The sequence below is a fragment of the Pseudooceanicola sp. genome (assembly GCF_041987405.1).
Classification (GTDB): domain Bacteria; phylum Pseudomonadota; class Alphaproteobacteria; order Rhodobacterales; family Rhodobacteraceae; genus Pseudooceanicola.
Genome location: NZ_JBHIWR010000003.1, coordinates 273753 through 292500 on the forward strand (window position 1 = coordinate 273753; position 18748 = coordinate 292500).

General features: G+C 62.8%; 15 protein-coding genes and 1 tRNA gene. 2 read left to right on the plus strand and 14 right to left on the minus strand.

What is annotated here, in order from left to right:
• Positions 1–23: 23 nt before the first annotated feature.
• The gene (rpsG, locus tag ACFC2Y_RS09400; protein ID WP_375174751.1) at positions 24–494 is read right to left on the minus strand and encodes a 30S ribosomal protein S7; all 471 of its coding nucleotides are present in this window, start codon (positions 492–494) and stop codon (positions 24–26) included.
• Positions 495–506: 12 nt separating this feature from the next.
• The gene (rpsL, locus tag ACFC2Y_RS09405) at positions 507–878 is read right to left on the minus strand and encodes a 30S ribosomal protein S12 (RefSeq protein ID WP_005862801.1); all 372 of its coding nucleotides are present in this window, start codon (positions 876–878) and stop codon (positions 507–509) included.
• A 360-nt stretch (positions 879–1238) separates the two neighbouring features.
• Here rpsL and ACFC2Y_RS09410 point away from each other — a divergent pair, with 360 nt between their 5' ends.
• A complete protein-coding gene (locus ACFC2Y_RS09410; protein ID WP_375174750.1) occupies positions 1239–2048 on the plus strand; it encodes a glycosyltransferase in 810 nt (269 codons plus the stop codon).
• On the opposite strand, the gene ACFC2Y_RS09415 is transcribed toward ACFC2Y_RS09410, so the two are convergent.
• The 8 genes from ACFC2Y_RS09415 to rplK form a co-directional block, all read right to left on the minus strand.
• Positions 2045–2950: a DMT family transporter gene (locus ACFC2Y_RS09415; RefSeq protein WP_375174749.1), complete on the minus strand. Its 906-nt coding sequence runs from the start codon at positions 2948–2950 to the stop codon at positions 2045–2047. The two genes, ACFC2Y_RS09410 and ACFC2Y_RS09415, sit on opposite strands and share 4 nt — an antisense overlap.
• A gap of 157 nt (positions 2951–3107) precedes the next feature.
• On the minus strand, positions 3108–7346 hold the full coding sequence (rpoC, locus tag ACFC2Y_RS09420) for a DNA-directed RNA polymerase subunit beta' (protein ID WP_375174748.1): 4239 nt from the start codon (positions 7344–7346) through the stop codon (positions 3108–3110).
• An 83-nt stretch (positions 7347–7429) separates the two neighbouring features.
• Positions 7430–11566 carry a DNA-directed RNA polymerase subunit beta gene (gene rpoB / locus ACFC2Y_RS09425; protein ID WP_375174747.1) on the minus strand — a complete coding sequence of 1379 codons (4137 nt, stop codon included), beginning with the start codon at positions 11564–11566 and terminating at the stop codon, positions 7430–7432.
• Positions 11567–11876: 310 nt separating this feature from the next.
• Positions 11877–12260: a 50S ribosomal protein L7/L12 gene (rplL, locus tag ACFC2Y_RS09430; protein ID WP_375174746.1), complete on the minus strand. Its 384-nt coding sequence runs from the start codon at positions 12258–12260 to the stop codon at positions 11877–11879.
• 69 nt (positions 12261–12329) lie between these two features.
• Positions 12330–12842 (minus strand): 50S ribosomal protein L10, encoded by a 513-nt coding sequence (rplJ, locus tag ACFC2Y_RS09435; RefSeq protein WP_375174745.1) that lies wholly within the window; start codon positions 12840–12842, stop codon positions 12330–12332.
• Between the two features lie 321 nt (positions 12843–13163).
• Positions 13164–14090, minus strand: a complete 927-nt coding sequence (locus ACFC2Y_RS09440; RefSeq protein ID WP_375186138.1) for a glycosyltransferase family 2 protein — start codon at positions 14088–14090, stop codon at positions 13164–13166.
• Positions 14091–14258: 168 nt separating this feature from the next.
• The gene (rplA, locus tag ACFC2Y_RS09445; RefSeq protein ID WP_375174743.1) at positions 14259–14957 is read right to left on the minus strand and encodes a 50S ribosomal protein L1; all 699 of its coding nucleotides are present in this window, start codon (positions 14955–14957) and stop codon (positions 14259–14261) included.
• Positions 14957–15382, minus strand: a complete 426-nt coding sequence (rplK, locus tag ACFC2Y_RS09450; RefSeq protein WP_375174742.1) for a 50S ribosomal protein L11 — start codon at positions 15380–15382, stop codon at positions 14957–14959. The genes rplA and rplK overlap by 1 nt, the downstream gene beginning before the upstream one ends.
• A 317-nt stretch (positions 15383–15699) precedes the next feature.
• Between rplK and ACFC2Y_RS09455 the strand changes: the two genes are divergently transcribed.
• Positions 15700–16272: a hypothetical protein gene (locus ACFC2Y_RS09455; protein WP_375174741.1), complete on the plus strand. Its 573-nt coding sequence runs from the start codon at positions 15700–15702 to the stop codon at positions 16270–16272.
• 157 nt (positions 16273–16429) lie between these two features.
• Here ACFC2Y_RS09455 and nusG read toward each other — a convergent pair whose 3' ends face one another.
• From nusG to ACFC2Y_RS09475, 4 genes are all read right to left on the minus strand, one after another.
• The gene (nusG, locus tag ACFC2Y_RS09460) at positions 16430–16963 is read right to left on the minus strand and encodes a transcription termination/antitermination protein NusG (protein WP_375174740.1); all 534 of its coding nucleotides are present in this window, start codon (positions 16961–16963) and stop codon (positions 16430–16432) included.
• Positions 16964–17153: 190 nt separating this feature from the next.
• Entirely contained in the window at positions 17154–17345 is a 192-nt protein-coding gene (gene secE / locus ACFC2Y_RS09465; RefSeq protein ID WP_375174739.1) for a preprotein translocase subunit SecE, read from the minus strand.
• Between the two features lie 189 nt (positions 17346–17534).
• Positions 17535–17610 (minus strand) — tRNA-Trp (locus tag ACFC2Y_RS09470).
• A 73-nt stretch (positions 17611–17683) separates the two neighbouring features.
• Positions 17684–18664, minus strand: coding sequence for a zinc transporter ZntB (locus ACFC2Y_RS09475; protein ID WP_375174738.1), 981 nt, complete (start codon positions 18662–18664; stop codon positions 17684–17686).
• Positions 18665–18748 lie beyond the last annotated feature (84 nt).

Consider the following 18748-nt stretch of genomic DNA (forward strand, 5'->3'; position numbering starts at 1 on the left):
TGGAGCAGAAGTGAAAAGGAGGATTACCAGCGGTAGTGGCTGAATGCCTTGTTCGCATCGGCCATCTTGTGCGTGTCTTCACGCTTCTTGACGGCGGATCCGCGCGAGTTCACGGCATCCAGAAGCTCACCTGCCAGGCGCTCTTCCATGGTGTTTTCGTTGCGCGACCGCGACGCGGTGATCAGCCAGCGGATCGCCAGGGCCTCACGACGCTCGGGGCGCACTTCGACCGGCACCTGATAGGTGGCACCACCAACCCGGCGGGAGCGAACCTCGACCGACGGTTTGATGTTGTCGAGCGCTTCGTGGAACAGCTCCACCGGGGCGCGCTTGACCTTGGCTTCGATGCGGTCGAGGGCGTTGTAGACGATACGCTCGGCAACAGCTTTCTTGCCGTCGATCATCAGGTTGTTCATGAACTTCGTCAGAACCCGATCGCCATATTTGGCGTCGGGCAGGACTTCGCGTTTTTCGGCGGCGTGACGGCGGGACATCTGGTAATCCTCTTACTTCGGACGCTTCGCGCCGTACTTCGAACGGCGTTGCTTACGATCTTTGACACCCTGGGTATCCAGGACACCACGCAGGATGTGGTAACGAACGCCGGGAAGGTCTTTCACACGGCCGCCACGGATCAGGACTACGGAGTGCTCCTGAAGGTTGTGGCTTTCACCCGGAATGTAGCTGATGACTTCGTAGCCATTGGTCAGACGCACCTTGGCCACCTTCCGCATGGCCGAGTTCGGCTTCTTCGGAGTCGTCGTATAGACCCGGGTACAGACGCCGCGTTTCTGCGGGCACTGTTCCAGGTGCTGGGATTTGGAGCGTTTAACTTTGGGCTGCCGGGGTTTCCGGATCAGCTGTTGGATCGTTGGCATCGGGCGTCGTTCCCCATCTCTCACATATGTGCGCACCTTGCGGGTGCTGTTTCTCTCTTCACGCTGCGCGCGTCCACGCAACGCATAAAAAACCGCATGCGTCCCCTCGTTCGCGGGGGAACGACGCGGCGGGTTTTTCAGAGGATCGGGGCGTTGCAACCCGGATCTTGACCACTTCGAATCTGATAGCCGGCGGGGAACCCCCGGGCCGATTGGCGCGCGTATACGCAGAGTCGCCCCCCTTGTCAACACGAGCCACCCCGGCGCTTGCCGCCCCGGAACGCCCCTGCAATACTCTGCCCAAAGCCGGGTCACAAGGCCGCATCGCCCCGATCTTCGGGCCATGCATCAGGGGGTCACTTGCAGGTAATCGGTCTCTGTCGCTTCTCCTACCCCGCCATCGGCGGCTTCCAGGTCGACCATGACACGCCCGAAGCGCGGGCGGCCTTCCTTTATGCCCCCGACCGGATGGAGGACCGCTTCCGCGTCTTCGAAAGCTTCACCCTGCCCTCGCTGCGCGCCCAGACCGACCCGGAGTTCACCTTCCTGATCGTAATCGGCGAAGACCTGCCCCCTGCCTACCGCGCCCGGCTGGAGGCCGTCACCGACGACCTGCCGCAGGTGGAGATCCAGGCCCACCCCCCAGGGCCGCACCGCGACGTGATGAAGAGGGCGATCAACTCCCTCCGCGACATCCGGGCGCCCGCCCTGCAATTCCGGCTGGACGATGACGACGCCCTGGGCTGCGATTTCATCGCCCGGGCGAAGGAGGAGGCCAGGGCCCGCGCCGGAATGCTGACCGGCAACCGCCATATCGCCCTGGATTTCCACAACGGCTATGTCGCCGCGCCCGGTCCTGACGGCCTGCACGCAAAGATCAGCACCGTGCCCCTGACCACCGCCGCCCTGGCCGTCGCCTTCGAGCCGCAGGTCCGGCTGACGGTGATGAATTTCAACCACACCCGCCTGCCCCGCTTCATGACGGTGGATCAGATCGACAGCCCGCCGATGTATGTCCGGGGCTACAGCCGGTGGAACGACAGCCGCACCGGGCAGAGCCCGCTGCCCGATGATCTGAGGCCGCTCTCCCCGCAGGAGGAGGCGCTCTTCCGTGACCGTTTCGGCATCGACTGCGCGGCCGTGCGCCAGAGGTTCAGCAACACGCCCTAGCCCCTGGGCAACGGCCCCGTTGCTTCGATCGCCGACCGCTGTCGCAGGCGCATCTCGCGGTAGAAGGAATAGAGGCCCGATCCCACGACGATGGCCGCACCCAGAAGGGTCAGATCGGTCGGCCAGTCGCCGAAGACCACGAAGCCCAGCATCAGACCCCAGAGCAGTGCGGTATAACGGAAGGGCGAGACGAAACTGACCTCCCCGACCCGCATCGCCTGCACCGACGCCAGATAGGCCCCCAGCACCATCAGCGCCGCCCCCCCGATCAACCCGCCGGACCGGCCGTCCAGCGGCGCCCAGCCCTCGATCAGGCTGAGCCCGCCGAAGACCACGAAGATCATCCCCGATGTCACCGCCGTAACCAGCAGCGTCGGCGCCTCCTTCGACAGTTTGCGCGTGGCGATGTCCCGCACGGTCAGGCAGCAGACCGCGATCAGGGTGTAGATCGCATAGATGTTGAACCCGTCAGGCCCCGGCCGCACGATAAGCAGCACCCCCGTGAACCCGACCAGGGCCGCGATGATCCGTCGCCAGCCGATCGGTTCGCCCAGCACCAGTGCCGCCGCCAGCATCACCATCAAGGGCGCCGATTGCAGCACTGCCGTGACATTGGCCAGCGGCATGTTGAACAACGCGTTGAGGAAGAAATAGGCCGTCGCCACCTCGGCCACGCCCCGCAGCAGCGACAGCTTCAGGTCGCGTCCGTGCAACCCGCGCCGCAACGCCCCGGATCGCCAGGCCAGCGCTAGGAAAACAAGCGTCACCGCCCCATTGCGCAGGGTGAGGATCTGGTAGAGCGGCACCTCGCCGGCCAGCAGTTTCATGAAGGTATCGTTCAGCGTGAACAGCGCCATCGACAGCGCCATGATCAGCGCGCCCTTCATATTGTCGGTCAGCATGGCTCCCCCCGCGAAACATCCGCCCCAAAGCCATGACATGCGCCCCGACCAAAAGGAAGTGCACAGCCTCCCTTGCGGAACTAAAGGGCACGGCCCCGAAAGCAATCAGGCCCCCGGATCGCTCCGGGGGCCTGACAGATCAGTCATGATCCGTGGATCAATCGCGGCTTTCCGGCGTTTCGACAAAGGTGTCGAACTCGTCGCCCCCGACCACATCGTCGGAGACCGGGGCGGCCAAGGCGGCGGCCTGTTCGGCCTCCTCGCGGCGCGCTTCCAGCACGATGTTGTCGCGGTCGGTCGCGATGCGGCGCACGCGCTGCGTGGCCCCGCCCGTGCCCGCCGGGATCAGACGACCCACGATGACGTTTTCCTTCAGGCCGACCAGCTTGTCGCGCTTGCCCTGCACCGATGCCTCGGTGAGGACCCGCGTGGTCTCCTGGAAGGAGGCCGCCGAGATGAAGGACCGCGTCTGCAGCGAGGCCTTGGTGATGCCGAGAAGGATCGGCTGACCCTCCGCCGGACGACCACCACGGGCGATGGCCTTTTCATTGGCCTCGTCGAACTCGATCTTGTCGACGGTTTCGCCCTTGAGCAGCACCGTATCGCCCGAGTCCGAGATCTCCCACTTCTGCAGCATCTGGCGAACGATCACCTCGATGTGCTTGTCGTTGATCTTCACACCCTGCAACCGGTAGACGTCCTGCACCTCGTTGATCATGTAGTCGGCGAGAGCCTCGACCCCCATGATCGCGAGGATGTCGTGCGGCGCCGGGTTGCCGTCCATGATGTAGTCACCCTTCTGCACGAAGTCGCCTTCCTGCACCGGGATGTGCTTGCCCTTGGGCACCATGTATTCGACGGCTTCCATCGACTCGTCGGCCGGCTGGATCGTGATGCGGCGCTTGTTCTTGTAGTCGCGGCCGAAGCGGACATAGCCATCGATCTCTGCGATGATGGCGTGATCCTTCGGACGACGCGCCTCGAACAGTTCCGCAACACGCGGCAGACCACCGGTGATGTCCTTGGTCTTGGCGCCTTCACGCGGGATCCGCGCGACGACGTCACCGGCCTGGATGTTGGCCCCGTCCTCGACGGACAGGATGGCATCCACGGACATCGGGTAGGTCACCGGGTTACCGGCTTCGTTGCGCACCGGCTCCCCATCTTCACCCACGATCAGCAGTTCGGGCTTCAGCTCGTTGCCTTTCGGCGAGCCGCGCCAGTCCGACACGATCCGCTGCGTCATGCCGGTCGCCTCGTCGGTGTCCTCGCGCACGGCGATACCGGTGACGAGGTCCACATAGCGCACCTGACCCGCCTTCTCGGCGATGATCGGCAGCGTGTAGGGGTCCCATTCGAAGAGCTTCGTGCCACGGGTGATCTTTTCGCCTTCCTTGACGAAGATCTTGGTGCCGTAGCCCAGCTTGTGGCTGGCCCGTTCGTCGCCGTTCTCGTCCATGATCCGCAGCTTCATGTTGCGGCCCATGACGAGCATTTCGCCCGCAGCGTTTTCCAGCAGGTTCGGGTATTCGAAGGCTACCGTGCCATCGACCGACGCCTCGAGGAAGGACTGCTGGCCACCCTGCGCAACACCGCCGATGTGGAAGGTCCGCATGGTCAGCTGCGTCCCCGGTTCACCGATCGACTGTGCCGCGATGATGCCCACGGCTTCGCCCTGGTTGACCATCGTACCGCGCGCCAGGTCGCGACCATAGCACATGGCGCAGACGCCATCTTCGGCCTCACAGGTCAGCGGCGAGCGGATGCGCATCGATTGGACGTTGGCCTCCTCGATCGAGTCCGCGATGCGTTCGTCGATCAGCGTGCCTTCGCTCACCAGCACCTCATCCGTGCCCGGCACCAGCACATCCTCGGCCGCGACACGGCCCAGAACACGCTCGCCGATGGTCGCAACCACCTCACCGTCATTGACGGCGGCTTCGGCGGTCACGGCACGGTCGGTGCCGCAGTCCACTTCGCGCACGATGCAGTCCTGAGCCACGTCGACGAGACGACGCGTCAGGTAACCGGAGTTTGCCGTCTTCAGGGCGGTATCCGACAGACCCTTACGAGCCCCGTGGGTGGAGTTGAAGTACTCCAGCACGGTCAGACCTTCCTTGAAGTTCGAGATGATCGGCGTTTCGATGATGTCGCCGTTCGGCTTTGCCATCAGGCCGCGCATCCCGCCCAGCTGTTTCATCTGGGTGACAGAGCCACGCGCACCGGAGTGGGCCATCATGTAGACCGAGTTCGGTTCCTGTTCGGCGCCTTCGATGGTCTCCACGGCGGAGATCGTCGACATCATGGCCTCGGTGACCTTGTCGTTACACTTCGACCAGGCGTCCACGACCTTGTTGTACTTTTCACCCTGGGTGATCAGGCCGTCCATGTACTGCTGTTCGAAGTCCGCCACCTGTTCGCGGGTTTCCTCGACCAGGGACCACTTGTTGTCGGGGATGACCATGTCGTCCTTGCCGAAGGAAATCCCGGCCTTGAAGGCTTCGCGGAAGCCCATGGTCATGATCTGGTCACAGAAGATGACCGACTCCTTTTGACCGCAATAGCGGTAGACGGTGTCGATGACCTGCTGCACTTCGCGTTTCCGCAGCAGACGGTTGACCAGGCTGAACGGCGCCTTGGCATTCATCGGCAGAAGCGCACCCAGGCGCACACGGCCCGGCGTGGTTTCGAACCGCATCATCACCTCGTTGCCTTCCTCGTCGATCTGGGGAAGACGCGCGGTGATCTTGGCGTGCAGGTGCACGGCGCCGGTATCCAGCGCGTACTGGACTTCCTCGATGGAGGAGAAGGTCATGCCTTCGCCCTTCATCCCGGCGCGTTCGATGGTCGTGTAGTAGAGACCAAGGATCATGTCCTGCGACGGCACAATGATCGGCGCGCCGTTGGCGGGCGACAGAACGTTGTTCGTCGACATCATCAGCACACGCGCTTCCAGCTGGGCTTCCAGCGAGAGCGGCACGTGAACGGCCATCTGGTCGCCGTCGAAGTCGGCGTTGAAGGCCGAACAGACCAGCGGGTGAAGCTGGATCGCCTTGCCTTCGATCAGCGTGGGTTCGAACGCCTGGATGCCCAGACGGTGCAGCGTAGGCGCGCGGTTCAACAGGACCGGGTGCTCGCGGATGACCTCGTCGAGGATGTCCCAGACCTCGGGACGCTCTTTTTCCACCAGCTTCTTCGCCTGCTTCACGGTGCTGGAAAGACCCTTGGCCTCCAGACGCGAGTAGATGAAGGGCTTGAACAGCTCGAGCGCCATCTTCTTGGGCAGGCCGCACTGGTGCAGCTTGAGCTCCGGACCGGTCACGATGACCGAACGGCCGGAGAAGTCGACGCGTTTCCCCAGAAGGTTCTGGCGGAAGCGGCCGTGCTTGCCCTTGAGCATGTCCGACAGCGACTTCAGCGGGCGCTTGTTCTGGCCCGTGATGACGCGGCCGCGACGGCCGTTGTCAAAGAGCGCATCGACGGATTCCTGCAGCATCCGCTTTTCGTTGCGGACGATGATGTCGGGCGCGCGCAGTTCGATCAGGCGCTTCAGACGGTTGTTCCGGTTGATCACGCGGCGATACAGGTCATTGAGGTCGGAGGTCGCAAAGCGGCCGCCGTCCAGCGGAACCAGCGGACGCAGTTCCGGCGGGATCACGGGGATCACGGTCAGGATCATCCATTCCGGACGGTTGCCGGATTCGATGAAGGATTCCACGACCTTGAGGCGCTTGATGATCTTCTTGGGCTTCAGTTCGCCGGTGGCTTCGGCCAGTTCCGCGCGCAGGTGCTCGGCCTCGGACTCGAGGTCGATCTTGGCCAGCATTTCGCGGATGGCTTCGGCGCCGATGTTCGCCTGGAACGCGTCGCCGCCATAGGCGTCCTGCGCATCCATGAACTCTTCTTCCGTCAGCATCTGACCTTCGGTGAGGTCGGTCAGACCCGGGTCGATCACGACGTAGTTTTCGAAATAGAGCACACGCTCCAGATCACGCAGGGTCATGTCCAGCAGAAGGCCGATCCGCGACGGAAGGGACTTCAGGAACCAGATATGCGCGACGGGTGCCGCCAGTTCGATGTGGCCCATACGCTCACGGCGGACCTTCTGCAGGGTGACTTCCACGCCGCATTTCTCGCAGACAACGCCGCGATACTTCATCCGCTTGTACTTGCCGCAGAGGCATTCGTAGTCCTTGATCGGCCCGAAGATACGGGCGCAGAACAGACCGTCACGCTCGGGCTTGTAGGTCCGGTAGTTGATGGTCTCGGGCTTCTTGATCTCGCCATAGGACCACGAGAGGATCCGCTCCGGCGATGCCAGCGACACCTTGATTTCGTCAAAGACCTTCTGGGGGGCCAGAGGGTTGAACGGGTTGTTGGTCAGTTCCTGGTTCATTTGATTTCCTCAGTTGAGGGGCGTGGAGGGGGGAAGATGGGTGGAAACCACCCATCCTACGTAGGATGGGTGCTAGGCACCCATCACTCCTCACCCTCCGCGTCCAGGAGTTCCATGTTCAGGCCGAGGCCGCGGACCTCTTTCACGAGAACGTTGAAGCTCTCGGGAACGCCCGCTTCGAAGTTGTCCTCGCCCTTGACGATCGATTCGTAGACCTTCGTCCGGCCGGCCACGTCATCCGACTTCACCGTCAGCATCTCCTGCAGGGTGTAGGCGGCGCCATAGGCTTCCAGGGCCCAGACTTCCATCTCACCGAAGCGCTGACCACCGAACTGCGCCTTACCACCAAGCGGCTGCTGAGTGACGAGCGAGTACGGCCCCGTGGACCGGGCGTGGATCTTGTCGTCGACAAGGTGGTGCAGCTTGAGCAGGTACTTCACACCCACGGTGACCTTGCGGGAGAACTGCTCGCCCGTGCGGCCATCGTAGAGCACCGACTGACCCGAGGTATCGAACCCGGCCCGTGCCAGCGCGTCGTTGACGTCATGCTCTTTTGCACCGTCGAAGACCGGCGTCGCGATCGGAACGCCGCGGGTCACATTGCCCGCCGCTTCGACCATCAGGTCCTCGTCCATGTTGGCGAAGCCTTCTTCATAGACGTCGTCGCCATAGACGATCTTCAGCGCGTCCTTGACCGGGGTCAGGTCGCCCGAGCGACGGTATTCACCCAGAGCGTCATCGACCTGGATACCCAGACCACGTGCGGCCCAGCCCATGTGCGTCTCCAGGATCTGACCGACGTTCATACGCGACGGCACGCCGAGCGGGTTGAGGCAGAAATCGACCGGGGTCCCGTCTTCGAGGAACGGCATGTCCTCCATCGGCACCACGCGCGAAATCACGCCCTTGTTCCCGTGACGGCCGGCCATCTTGTCGCCCGGCTGAAGCTTGCGCTTCACGGCGATGAAGACCTTGACCATCTTCATCACGCCCGGGGGCAGATCGTCACCGCGGCGCACCTTCTCGACCTTGTCCTCGAAGCGGGCGTCGAGGGCACGTTTCTGCGCCTCGTACTGCTCGTTCAGGGCCTCGACGATCTGGGCGTCCTGGTCTTCGGCCAGGGCCAGCTGCCACCAATGGGAACGCGGCAGAGTCGACAGCAGGTCCTCGGTGATCTCCGAGTTCGCCTTGACGCCTTTCGGCCCTTTGACAGCCACCTTGCCAAGGATCAGATCCTTCAGACGGGCGTAGATGTTGCGATCCAGGATCGCCAGCTCGTCGTCGCGGTCACGACCCAGACGCTGGATTTCCTCACGCTCGATCTGCAGCGCGCGTTCGTCTTTTTCCACACCGTGGCGGTTGAAGACGCGCACCTCGACGACGGTCCCGTAATCGCCCGGCTTCACGCGGAGCGAGGTGTCACGGACGTCCGATGCCTTTTCCCCGAAGATGGCGCGCAGAAGTTTTTCTTCCGGCGTCATCGGGCTTTCGCCCTTCGGAGTGATCTTGCCGACAAGGATATCGCCCGGCTCGACGTCGGCGCCGATGTAGACGATGCCCGCCTCGTCGAGGTTGCGCAGGGCTTCCTCGCCGACGTTCGGGATGTCGCGGGTGATCTCTTCCGGCCCGAGCTTCGTGTCACGCGCGGCAACTTCGAATTCCTCGATGTGGATCGAGGTGAAGACGTCGTCACGGGCGATCCGCTCGGAGATCAGGATGGAGTCCTCGTAGTTGTAGCCGTTCCACGGCATGAAGGCGACGACGACGTTCTTGCCGAGCGCCAGTTCCCCCATGTCGGTGGACGGACCATCTGCGATGACCTCGCCCTTCTCGACCATGTCGCCCACCTTCACCAGAGGCTTCTGGTTGATGGTGGTGTTCTGGTTCGAACGCTGGAACTTGCGCAGACGGTAGATGTCCACGCCAGCGTCGCCCAGTTCGAGGTCCTCGGTCGCCCGGATCACGATACGCTGTGCATCGACCTGGTCGATGATACCGGCGCGCGTGGCCTGGATGGCCGCGCCCGAGTCGATGGCGACCTTGCCCTCGATCCCGGTGCCGACCAACGGCGCCTCGGCCCGCAGAAGCGGAACCGCCTGACGCTGCATGTTCGAGCCCATCAGGGCGCGGTTGGCGTCGTCGTTTTCGAGGAACGGGATCAGCGAAGCGGCGACAGAGACCAACTGCTTCGGCGACACGTCGATCAGGTCCACGTTTTCACGCGGGGCCAGGGTGTATTCCCCCTGCTGACGGGTGTTCACCAACTCGTTCTCGAACTTGCCGTCTTCGTCCAGATGCGCGTTGGCCTGGGCCACCGTATGCCGCATCTCTTCGGTCGCGGACATGTATTTGACCTCGTCGGTCACCTGTCCGTTTTCCACCCGGCGGTACGGGGTTTCGATGAAGCCGTACTTGTTCACCCGGGCGAAAGTAGCCAGCGAGTTGATCAGACCAATGTTCGGCCCTTCCGGCGTTTCAATCGGGCACATCCGGCCGTAGTGCGTGGCGTGAACGTCGCGCACCTCAAAGCCAGCGCGCTCACGCGTCAGACCGCCCGGCCCAAGCGCCGAGAGGCGACGCTTGTGCGTCACTTCGGACAGCGGGTTGGTCTGGTCCATGAACTGCGACAGCTGCGAGGAGCCGAAGAATTCGCGGACAGCCGCGGCCGCCGGTTTCGCGTTGATCAGATCCTGCGGCATGACCGTGTCGATCTCGACCGAGGACATGCGTTCCTTGATCGCGCGCTCCATCCGCAGCAGGCCAACGCGGTACTGGTTTTCCATCAGTTCGCCAACGGAACGGACACGACGGTTGCCGAGGTGGTCAATGTCGTCGATGTCGCCACGGCCGTCACGCAGATCGACCAGCGCCTTGATACAGGCGACGATATCTTCCTTGCGCAGCGTCCGGTGCGTATCCGGCGCATCAAGAGCGAGACGCATGTTCATTTTCACGCGGCCCACGGCAGACAGGTCGTACCGTTCGCTGTCGAAGAACAGCTGATCGAAGAGCGCCGAAGCGGCCTCCACGGTCGGCGGTTCACCCGGGCGCATGACGCGGTAGATATCCATGAGCGCGGTGTCGCGGTTCATGTTCTTGTCCGCCGCCATGGTGTTGCGGATGTACGGGCCGACGCTGACGTTGTCGATATCGAGAACCGGGATATCGGTGATCCCCGCATCCAGCAGATCCTGCAGGGAGCCACCGGTGATCTCGCCGTCCTTGTCGTAGTCCAGCGTCAGTTCATCACCCGCCTCGACATAGATCGCGCCGGTTTCCTCGTTGATGATGTCCTTCGCGACAAACTTGCCGACGATCCGGTCGAAGGGGACCAGCAGGTTCTGGACCTTGCCCTCGTCGATCAGTTTCTTGACGGCGCGCGGGGTCACTTTCTTGCCCGCTTCGGCGATCACTTCGCCGGTATCCGCATCGATCAGGTCATAGGTCGGACGGGTGCCGCGCACGCGGTCGGGGAAGAACTTGGTGACCCAGCCCTGGCCCTTGCGCAGCGTGTAGTCGACCGTGGTGTAATAGGCATCCATGATGCCTTCCTGGTCGAGACCAAGCGCATAGAGCAGCGTCGTCACCGGCAGTTTCCGGCGGCGGTCGATACGGGCGAAGACGATGTCCTTGGCGTCAAATTCGAAGTCCAGCCAGGAGCCGCGGTACGGGATGATGCGGCAGGCGAAAAGCAGCTTGCCCGAAGAATGCGTCTTGCCCTTGTCGTGGTCGAAGAAAACGCCCGGGCTGCGGTGCATCTGGGACACGATCACACGCTCGGTGCCGTTCACGATGAACGTCCCGTTCGGGGTCATCAGGGGCATGTCGCCCATGAAGACGTCCTGTTCCTTGATGTCCTTGACGGACTTTGCGCCGGTATCCTCGTCGATATCGAACACGATCAGGCGCAGGGTGACCTTCAGCGGGGCCGCATAGGTCATGTCACGCTGCTGACATTCTTCGACATCGTACTTCGGCTTCTCCAGTTCGTACTTCACGAACTCGAGGATCGAGGTCTCGTTGAAATCCTTGATCGGAAAGACCGACTGGAAGACACCCATGATGCCTTCGCCATCGGCGGGATCGGGCTGGTCGCCGGATTTCAGAAAAAGATCGTAGGACGCTTTTTGAACCTCGATGAGGTTCGGCATTTCGAGGACTTCGCGGATTTTACCGTAATATTTCCGAAGACGTTTCTGACCGAGGAAGGTCTGAGCCATGACGTAAGTCACCTTTCGTTTCACACCAGAACACATGCACCGTCGGGCCCCGGCACTGCGCCCTTATCGAAACAGGGGGTCCGGATCCATGCCTGGCCACCTCCCGTATGGTGGCCTCCCGATCCGGCGAACCTCCCTTAGGCAGGTCCCGGACGTGATCCGGGGCCTCTCTGAGACAGGTTCGGCTGGACCCGGATTTTGCCGGGACCAGCCTTGTGTCGCGTGATCCGGCCCCGGACAGGATCCGGGGCCTCACCGTGTCGGCAGGAGATCCCGAGTCAGGCCCGGGATGATCCCGCCAACAGCGCGATCACTTGAGTTCGACCTCGGCGCCGGCTGCTTCCAGCTTCGCCTTGATCTCTTCGGCTTCCGCCTTCGGTGCGCCTTCCTTGACGGCTTTGCCACCGGCTTCGACCAGTTCCTTGGCTTCTTTCAGGCCAAGACCGGTGATGCCGCGGACTTCCTTGATCACGTTGATCTTGGAAGCGCCTGCGGATTTGAGGATGACGTCAAACTCGTCTTTTTCCTCTTCCGCTGCGCCGCCGGCGTCGCCGCCTGCGGGGCCGGCAACCATGACAGCGCCGCCAGCTGCGGGCTCGATGCCGTATTCGTCTTTCAGGATGGTTTTCAGTTCTTGTGCTTCGAGAAGCGTCAGACCAACGATCTCTTCTGCCAGTTTCTTCAGATCAGCCATTGTACTGTTTCCGTATCTAAGTGTGTTCTAACGTTGAGGCATTCAACCCCACGCCAAATCTCGGGTTGCTTACGCCGCCTTGTCCTCGATCGTGGACAGGATGGAGGCGATGTTCGAAGCAGGTGCGCCAATTGCGCCAGCGATGTTCGAAGCAGGTGCGCCGATGCAGCCCACGATGGAAGCGATAAGCTCATCACGGGACGGCATTTTCGACACGGCTTCAACGCCGGCACGGTCGAGAGCGTTCTCACCCATTGCGCCGCCGAGGATCTCAAACTTCTTGTTATCCTTGGCGAAGTCCTCGGCCACCTTGGCTGCTGCCACGGGGTCCTCGGAGAAGGTCAGAACGGTCATGCCCGTCAGGAGCGAGCCGATGCTTTCGCAGGGCTTTCCATCCAGGGCGATCTTGGCGAGCCTGTTCTTGGCGACGCGGACGCTTGCATCGGCTTCACGAGCCTTTGCGCGCAGTGTCTGCATCTCAGCAACCGTGAGACCGGTGTAGTGGGCAACCACAACAACGCCAGAGCTTTCGAAGATCTGGCCGAGTTCCTCGACCACTTTCTCTTTCTGGGCTCTATCCACAGTTTCACTCCAAGTAGTGGAGGGTCAGACCCTCCGGCTCAGTTCAGCCGGGACATAAAGCCCCGACTATTCGGGTCCTTACGGGTCCGTCCAATCTCGCCCCGGGTGCTCCTGCGAGCCTCCGAAGAAATCTGGTCTACCCGTCTCAGGCAGGAATTATGGTAGGGAAGACCCCGACCACCCGCCGTCTCGGACGAATCATCACGGCGGCTGCGCAGTCGCAACCGCCGAGACAAGAGCCGCTGTTAATCCGTTTCCGATGGAATGTGAAGGGGGGTCGCGGGATTTTTCGACCGATCGGCGGGATGCCGTCATTCCCCCCTAGCTCAGTTGTTCCGCCACAAGCTGATCAAAGTCCAGCCTCAGATCGAACCGCGCGCGACACTCCGCCAGAATGTCGAGGCGAGCCTGGTCAAAAACGAAGAACATATCGTACAGCCTGCGCAGGCCCGGGTCCGGATCAGGGCCGTCCAGAACTTCGACCAGCATGTCGCGGATCGGCCCCCGGAAACCGCGCGCCGACAGACGCCAGGGCAGCTTGTCGCGCCAGATCTCGTAACCCTGATCCACGAAATGCATCAGATAGGCCCCCTCGCCCACCCCGAGCGTGAGATCGGTAAGCGCCTCGCCGTCAGCCGTCTGCACCCAGTGCTGCCGGACCACCACGTCGCGCAGCCCGGCGCGCGTGACCGACTTGCCAAGTGTATGGCCCATCAGCCCCTGGCGCGGCTTCATCACCGGGGCGAGGTCGCCGTAGACCTTGCGCTGCATCCACGGACGCATCAGGCAGCGAAAGTGCATCCCGTCACTGTCGGGCGTGTTCAGATGCTCTACCGGTTCCACCCGGATGGCCCGAATATCCCGGCCCTGCCCCCCGACCTCCTCGGCAAGCGTCCGACCGTCGAGGTGGAGCAATTCGTCACTGTCCACATTCAGGAACCAGCCGTCGGCGATGGTCGCATAGACATAGCCCATGGCCCTGTTCTGACGCTTGGTGAACCGCGCCTCCGGGCTGATTCCCAGCCTTTCCCAGAACTCCGGCGTGCAGCGGATGCATTCGATCCTCTCGACATTGCCAAGCAGGTCGATCGCCGGGTCCTCGGGATCGTCGAAACACATCACCACCCGGTCGGCATCCTGGGCCAGATACCACGCCACGAAACGCATCACCGTCTCCACCGGCTCTCGCAGGATCGTCCCGACCGTCAGGCGGGATCGTGGCAACAGGCGAAGCGCGGGCTGTGACATGTTCGGCTGTCTGCTCTTGCGGAACGGCGTTCGGGACCTCCTTCATCGCTATTGGCAAATCCCAGCCACGGCAAGCGCCGCGCCGGATCCAGCAGACACGGGTGCCCCCGCAAAACGCAAAGGGGCGCGCCAAAGGCACGCCCCTGTCTAGGTCGCTGATCGGTCGGATCAGTTGCCGGTTGCGTTCTCGACGGAGATCGAGACACCCGGGCCCATGGTCGAAGAGATCGAAACCTTCTTCATGTAGGTGCCCTTCGCGCCGGTCGGCTTCGCCTTGGAGACGGCGTCGACAAAGGCGCGGATGTTTTCGACCAGCTTGGCTTCGTCGAACGACGCCTTGCCGACACCTGCGTGCACGACACCGGCCTTCTCGGCCTTGAACTGGACCTCACCGCCCTTGGCGGCCTTGACGGCGTCGGCGACATCCATGGTCACGGTGCCGACCTTGGGGTTCGGCATCAGGTTCCGCGGGCCGAGGATCTTACCCAGACGGCCGACGATCGGCATCATGTCCGGGGTTGCGATGCAGCGATCGAACTCGATGGTGCCGCCCTGGATGGTTTCCATCAGGTCTTCGGCGCCGACGATATCCGCACCGGCGGCCTGGGCTTCTTCAGCCTTCGGGCCACGGGCGAACACGGCCACGCGGACGTCCTTGCCGGTGCCGTTCGGCAGGCCGACAACACCACGGACCATCTGGTCCGCGTGACGCGGGTCGACGCCCAGGTTCATTGCGATCTCGATGGTCTCATCGAACTTGGCGGAGGCGCTGGATTTGACCAGGGCGACGGCCTCCTCAACAGAGAGCTCTTCCTTGCCGACGAAAGCTTCGCGGGCTGCGACAGTGCGCTTACCAATCTTTCCCATTACTTCACCTCGATGCCCATGGAGCGGGCGGAGCCCAGGATGATCTGCATGGCGCCGTCGATGTCGTTGGCGTTCAGATCCTTCATCTTCGCTTCGGCGATCTCTTTCACCTGGGCGACAGTGATGTGACCGGCAACCGATTTACCGGGCTCTTTCGAACCGGATTTCAGCTTGGCCGCCTTCTTGATGTAGTAGGACGCGGGCGGCGTCTTGATTTCCATCGTGAAGGATTTGTCCTGGTAGTAGGAAATCACGGTCGGGCACGGCGCGCCGGGCTCCATCTCCTGCGTCTTGGCGTTGAACGCCTTGCAGAATTCCATGATGTTGATGCCGCGCTGACCGAGCGCGGGACCGACGGGCGGGGACGGGTTTGCCTGCCCGGCGGGCACTTGCAGCTTGAGCTGCCCAATCAGTTTCTTGGCCATTGGCCTTCTCCTTTCCAACGCCCCCGAAACGCGTTCCCGGGGCTATGTGTTGTGTGGTCCGGTCCGGACAACGCGTTGCCCTCGCCTCCCACTAGTATCCGTCGCCCAGACTCAGCGCCTGTACGACAGGGCGGCCGGATACACCGCCCGTCCCGACATTGCAAGTCATCCCTGCCTGACTGGCATGTTCATTGCATCACCGGTTCAATCGGGTCCGATCCGGCGTCACCGTAAAAGCCCGGATCCGCCATCTGAGCGCCACATTAACCATTATTAACAGCGGCAACAGGCAGGCAATGGAACCGATCAGATCCGCTATGAGACAAATCGACGATGTTTTCCCCCGGCATCTGCTGGCTGCCGCCCCGGCCCCCGAGCGGTGCCACGAGTCCGCGGACTATATGGATCACCTGCTGGACGAACGCCCCGACCTGCTGAGCGCCGCCCTGCCCTACGCCAACCACGATGAACTTGCAGAGCTGGTGATGACCCGGCTCTGGTCCCGCACCCGGGTCACCGACCTGCAGGGGCTGGCGGATATTGCCGAACATGAGGAGTGCGATTTCTGGATCGCCCTGGCCATCCTGTTGCGCGTCTTCCCCGATCCGCAGTCCGACCACGCGCTGGTGGCCCTGGCGGAATTCCTGATCGACCGGATCAATTCCGGGATCCTGCGGCTGCGCTATTCCGATACGCCGATCATCTCGCCCCGTGGAGTCGAACTATACGCCAAACTCGCCGAGGGACGGCCCGAGCTGGCGCTGTCGACGCAGGTGATGCACCAGGCGATGACCCATGCCCAGTGGCTGGAGCGCGGCCAGGCCACCGCTCCGCGCTATGCCATGTTCAATGGGACGCCGATCTGGGCGGCCAACCGCGATATCGACTGACCGGACCAGGCGGAGGCGTTGCAGGCTTCGCAGGACCGTCCCCCTGACAAGCAGAACCGAACGACAGCCGTTTCACGCAATAAGAAAGGGCTGTCTCAGCGACAGCCCTGCCCCTCCGGGTGCGTCAACAGTCCGGCCCATGAGGCCGGACCGGACCTCAGCCCTGCTTGGTAACCTGGGTGTATTCCAGCTCGACCGGAGTTTCGCGGCCGAAGATCGACACCGACACCTTCAGGCGCTGGTTGTCGTCGTCCACTTCTTCGATCATGCCGGTGAAGTCCTCGAACGGGCCGTCGTTGACCTTCACCTTCTCGCCGACCTCGAAGTGGATCAGCGTGCGCGGCGCTTCCTCGCCCTCGGCAACACGGCCCAGGATCGCGGCGACCTCTGCATCGCGCATCGGCATCGGACGGCCCTGCGGACCCAGGAAGCCGGTGACGCGGTTGATCGAATTGATCAGGTGATAGCCCTTGTCCGACATCTCCATCCGCACCAGCACATAGCCTGGCATGAAGCGCCGTTCCGTGGTCACCTTTTTGCCGCGGCGAATTTCAATCACTTCTTCGGTCGGAACCAGAACTTCCTCGATCTCTTCCTCGAGGCCCTGTTCGGCAACCAGGGTTCGGATCTGCTCGGCGATTTTCTTTTCGAAATTCGACAGAACACTGACCGAGTACCACCGCTTCGCCATTTCGCTTCGATCCTTCTTGCCCCGGTCCGCGCCGGTTTCGTAAACTATGTCAGACCTCTAACGGTCCGTTCCCCCAAAACAAAGCGGCGCGCGTCTCGAATCGTCGCGCGCCATGTCAGGGGAATAGGCCGTGACCTACCCATTTCGCCCCGCCATGGCAAGGGCTTGGCACGTCGTCAGGCCGGGTCGGTCAGCCGAACAGGCTGAGAAGCCCCTGAAGCCCGCTGCGGATCAGCAGATCGACCAGGGCAAAGAAAACCGAAGTCAGCGCCGCCATGATGAAGACCATGACGGTGGTCAGCATCACTTCCCGCCGGGTCGGCCAGGTGATCTTGGAGATCTCGGAACGCGTCTGGTTGATGAACTGGATCGGGTTTGCCATTGGGTCTTCCGTCTGAGGGGCGATGCTGCCGTGGCCGGTCATGTAACGGCTGAAGCCCGTGAATTCAAGGCGAACCTGGCGCGGACTTCTGCTGTCGCGACGGAGGGCGCTGCCCTCCGGACCTCCCGGAGTATTTCCGGCAAGATGAAGCAGCGGATCAGCGCGGTTTTCGGATGTCAGGAAAGCGGCTGGCAGGGGCAGAGGGACTCGAACCCACGACCCTCGGTTTTGGAGACCGATGCTCTACCAACTGAGCTATACCCCTAGGCCGTGCCGTGGGATAGGGCAGCAGGCGGGTAAGATCAAGCGGGATTTCCGCGCCGCGTCGGAATTCGGCGTCACAGCCAGCGCGCGCGCCGCAGGATCCACAGTTGCAGCAGCACCACGACAGCCAGACCCCCGCAAACATACCAGAAGGCATGCGGGTTCTCTGCCCCCGGCATCCCGCCCACATTGATCCCCAGTAGCCCCGTCAGGAACCCGAGCGGCAGGAAGATCGCCGACAGGATCGACAGGATGTACATATGCCGGTTCAGCCGGTCCGAGAGCTGACCGGAAAGCTCCTCCCGCAGCACGGCGAGGCTGTCGCGCATCTCGTCCAGGTTCTCGACCAGTCGTGTCAGCTTGTCCCGGGCCTCCCGCAGGTGGCGGCGGTCCTGCGCGCGGGTGAAGGGAATGTCCTCCCCCTCCAGCCTCAGCAAGGCCTCGCGCTGCGGGGCGGCGTGGCGGCGCAATTCGATCACCTGCAGACGCATGGCCACGATCCGGTGCCGCAGTTCCTGATCCGGCTGCCCGATCACCTGCGCCTCCAGCGCATCCGTCTCGGTGTCGAGATCGGCAATCAGCGGCTCCATCCGTGCATTCAGCCGTTCCGCCAGCAGCGCCAGAAACGCCCCGGCCCCATGCGGCCCCTGCCCGTCGGATATTGCCTCCGCGATATCCTCCAGCGCCCGGACCCGTTGCCGCGACAGGGTGACGATCCTCTCGGCCTCGGCCCAGATCCGGATGGCGACCATGTCCTCCGGGTCCTTGCCATCGTTGAAATTCAGCCCCCGCAGCACCGCCAGCACCCCGGCCCCCACGCGGGACGCCCGCGCCCGGGTCGCAGGCGCGGTCAACGCCTGCGGCACGGTATCGTCGAGATAGGGCATCTGCTCTGCAATCCATCCCGGGGTCGCCGGATGATCGGCCTGCAGATGCACCCAACCCACGGTCGTATCGCGCAGGACCCGCGCGATATCCGTGCCATCCAGCTTCTGCCCGGCGTCCGGACCGGTGAGGGCATAGGCAAAGAGAACCGGGCTCGTTCGGTCGGTCATCACATCTCGTCCATTGATCTCGCGCCAGACTAGGCCCGGCCCCCGGCAATTGCACGACCTGAGTTGGGCGGAGCGGCCTCGGCT

Coding starts and splice junctions, on each gene's coding strand:
- nusG (WP_375174740.1), bottom strand. CDS start 16,963: ATGGCGAAGCGGTGGTACTCGGTCAGTGTTCTGTCGAATTTCGAAAAG.
- ACFC2Y_RS09475 (WP_375174738.1), bottom strand. CDS start 18,664: ATGACCGACCGAACGAGCCCGGTTCTCTTTGCCTATGCCCTCACCGGT.
- rpsL (WP_005862801.1), bottom strand. CDS start 878: ATGCCAACGATCCAACAGCTGATCCGGAAACCCCGGCAGCCCAAAGTT.
- ACFC2Y_RS09415 (WP_375174749.1), bottom strand. CDS start 2,950: ATGCTGACCGACAATATGAAGGGCGCGCTGATCATGGCGCTGTCGATG.
- rpoC (WP_375174748.1), bottom strand. CDS start 7,346: ATGAACCAGGAACTGACCAACAACCCGTTCAACCCTCTGGCCCCCCAG.
- ACFC2Y_RS09455 (WP_375174741.1), top strand. CDS start 15,700: ATGAGACAAATCGACGATGTTTTCCCCCGGCATCTGCTGGCTGCCGCC.
- rpoB (WP_375174747.1), bottom strand. CDS start 11,566: ATGGCTCAGACCTTCCTCGGTCAGAAACGTCTTCGGAAATATTACGGT.
- secE (WP_375174739.1), bottom strand. CDS start 17,345: ATGGCAAACCCGATCCAGTTCATCAACCAGACGCGTTCCGAGATCTCC.
- ACFC2Y_RS09440 (WP_375186138.1), bottom strand. CDS start 14,090: ATGTCACAGCCCGCGCTTCGCCTGTTGCCACGATCCCGCCTGACGGTC.
- rpsG (WP_375174751.1), bottom strand. CDS start 494: ATGTCCCGCCGTCACGCCGCCGAAAAACGCGAAGTCCTGCCCGACGCC.
- rplK (WP_375174742.1), bottom strand. CDS start 15,382: ATGGCCAAGAAACTGATTGGGCAGCTCAAGCTGCAAGTGCCCGCCGGG.
- rplA (WP_375174743.1), bottom strand. CDS start 14,957: ATGGGAAAGATTGGTAAGCGCACTGTCGCAGCCCGCGAAGCTTTCGTC.
- rplL (WP_375174746.1), bottom strand. CDS start 12,260: ATGGCTGATCTGAAGAAACTGGCAGAAGAGATCGTTGGTCTGACGCTT.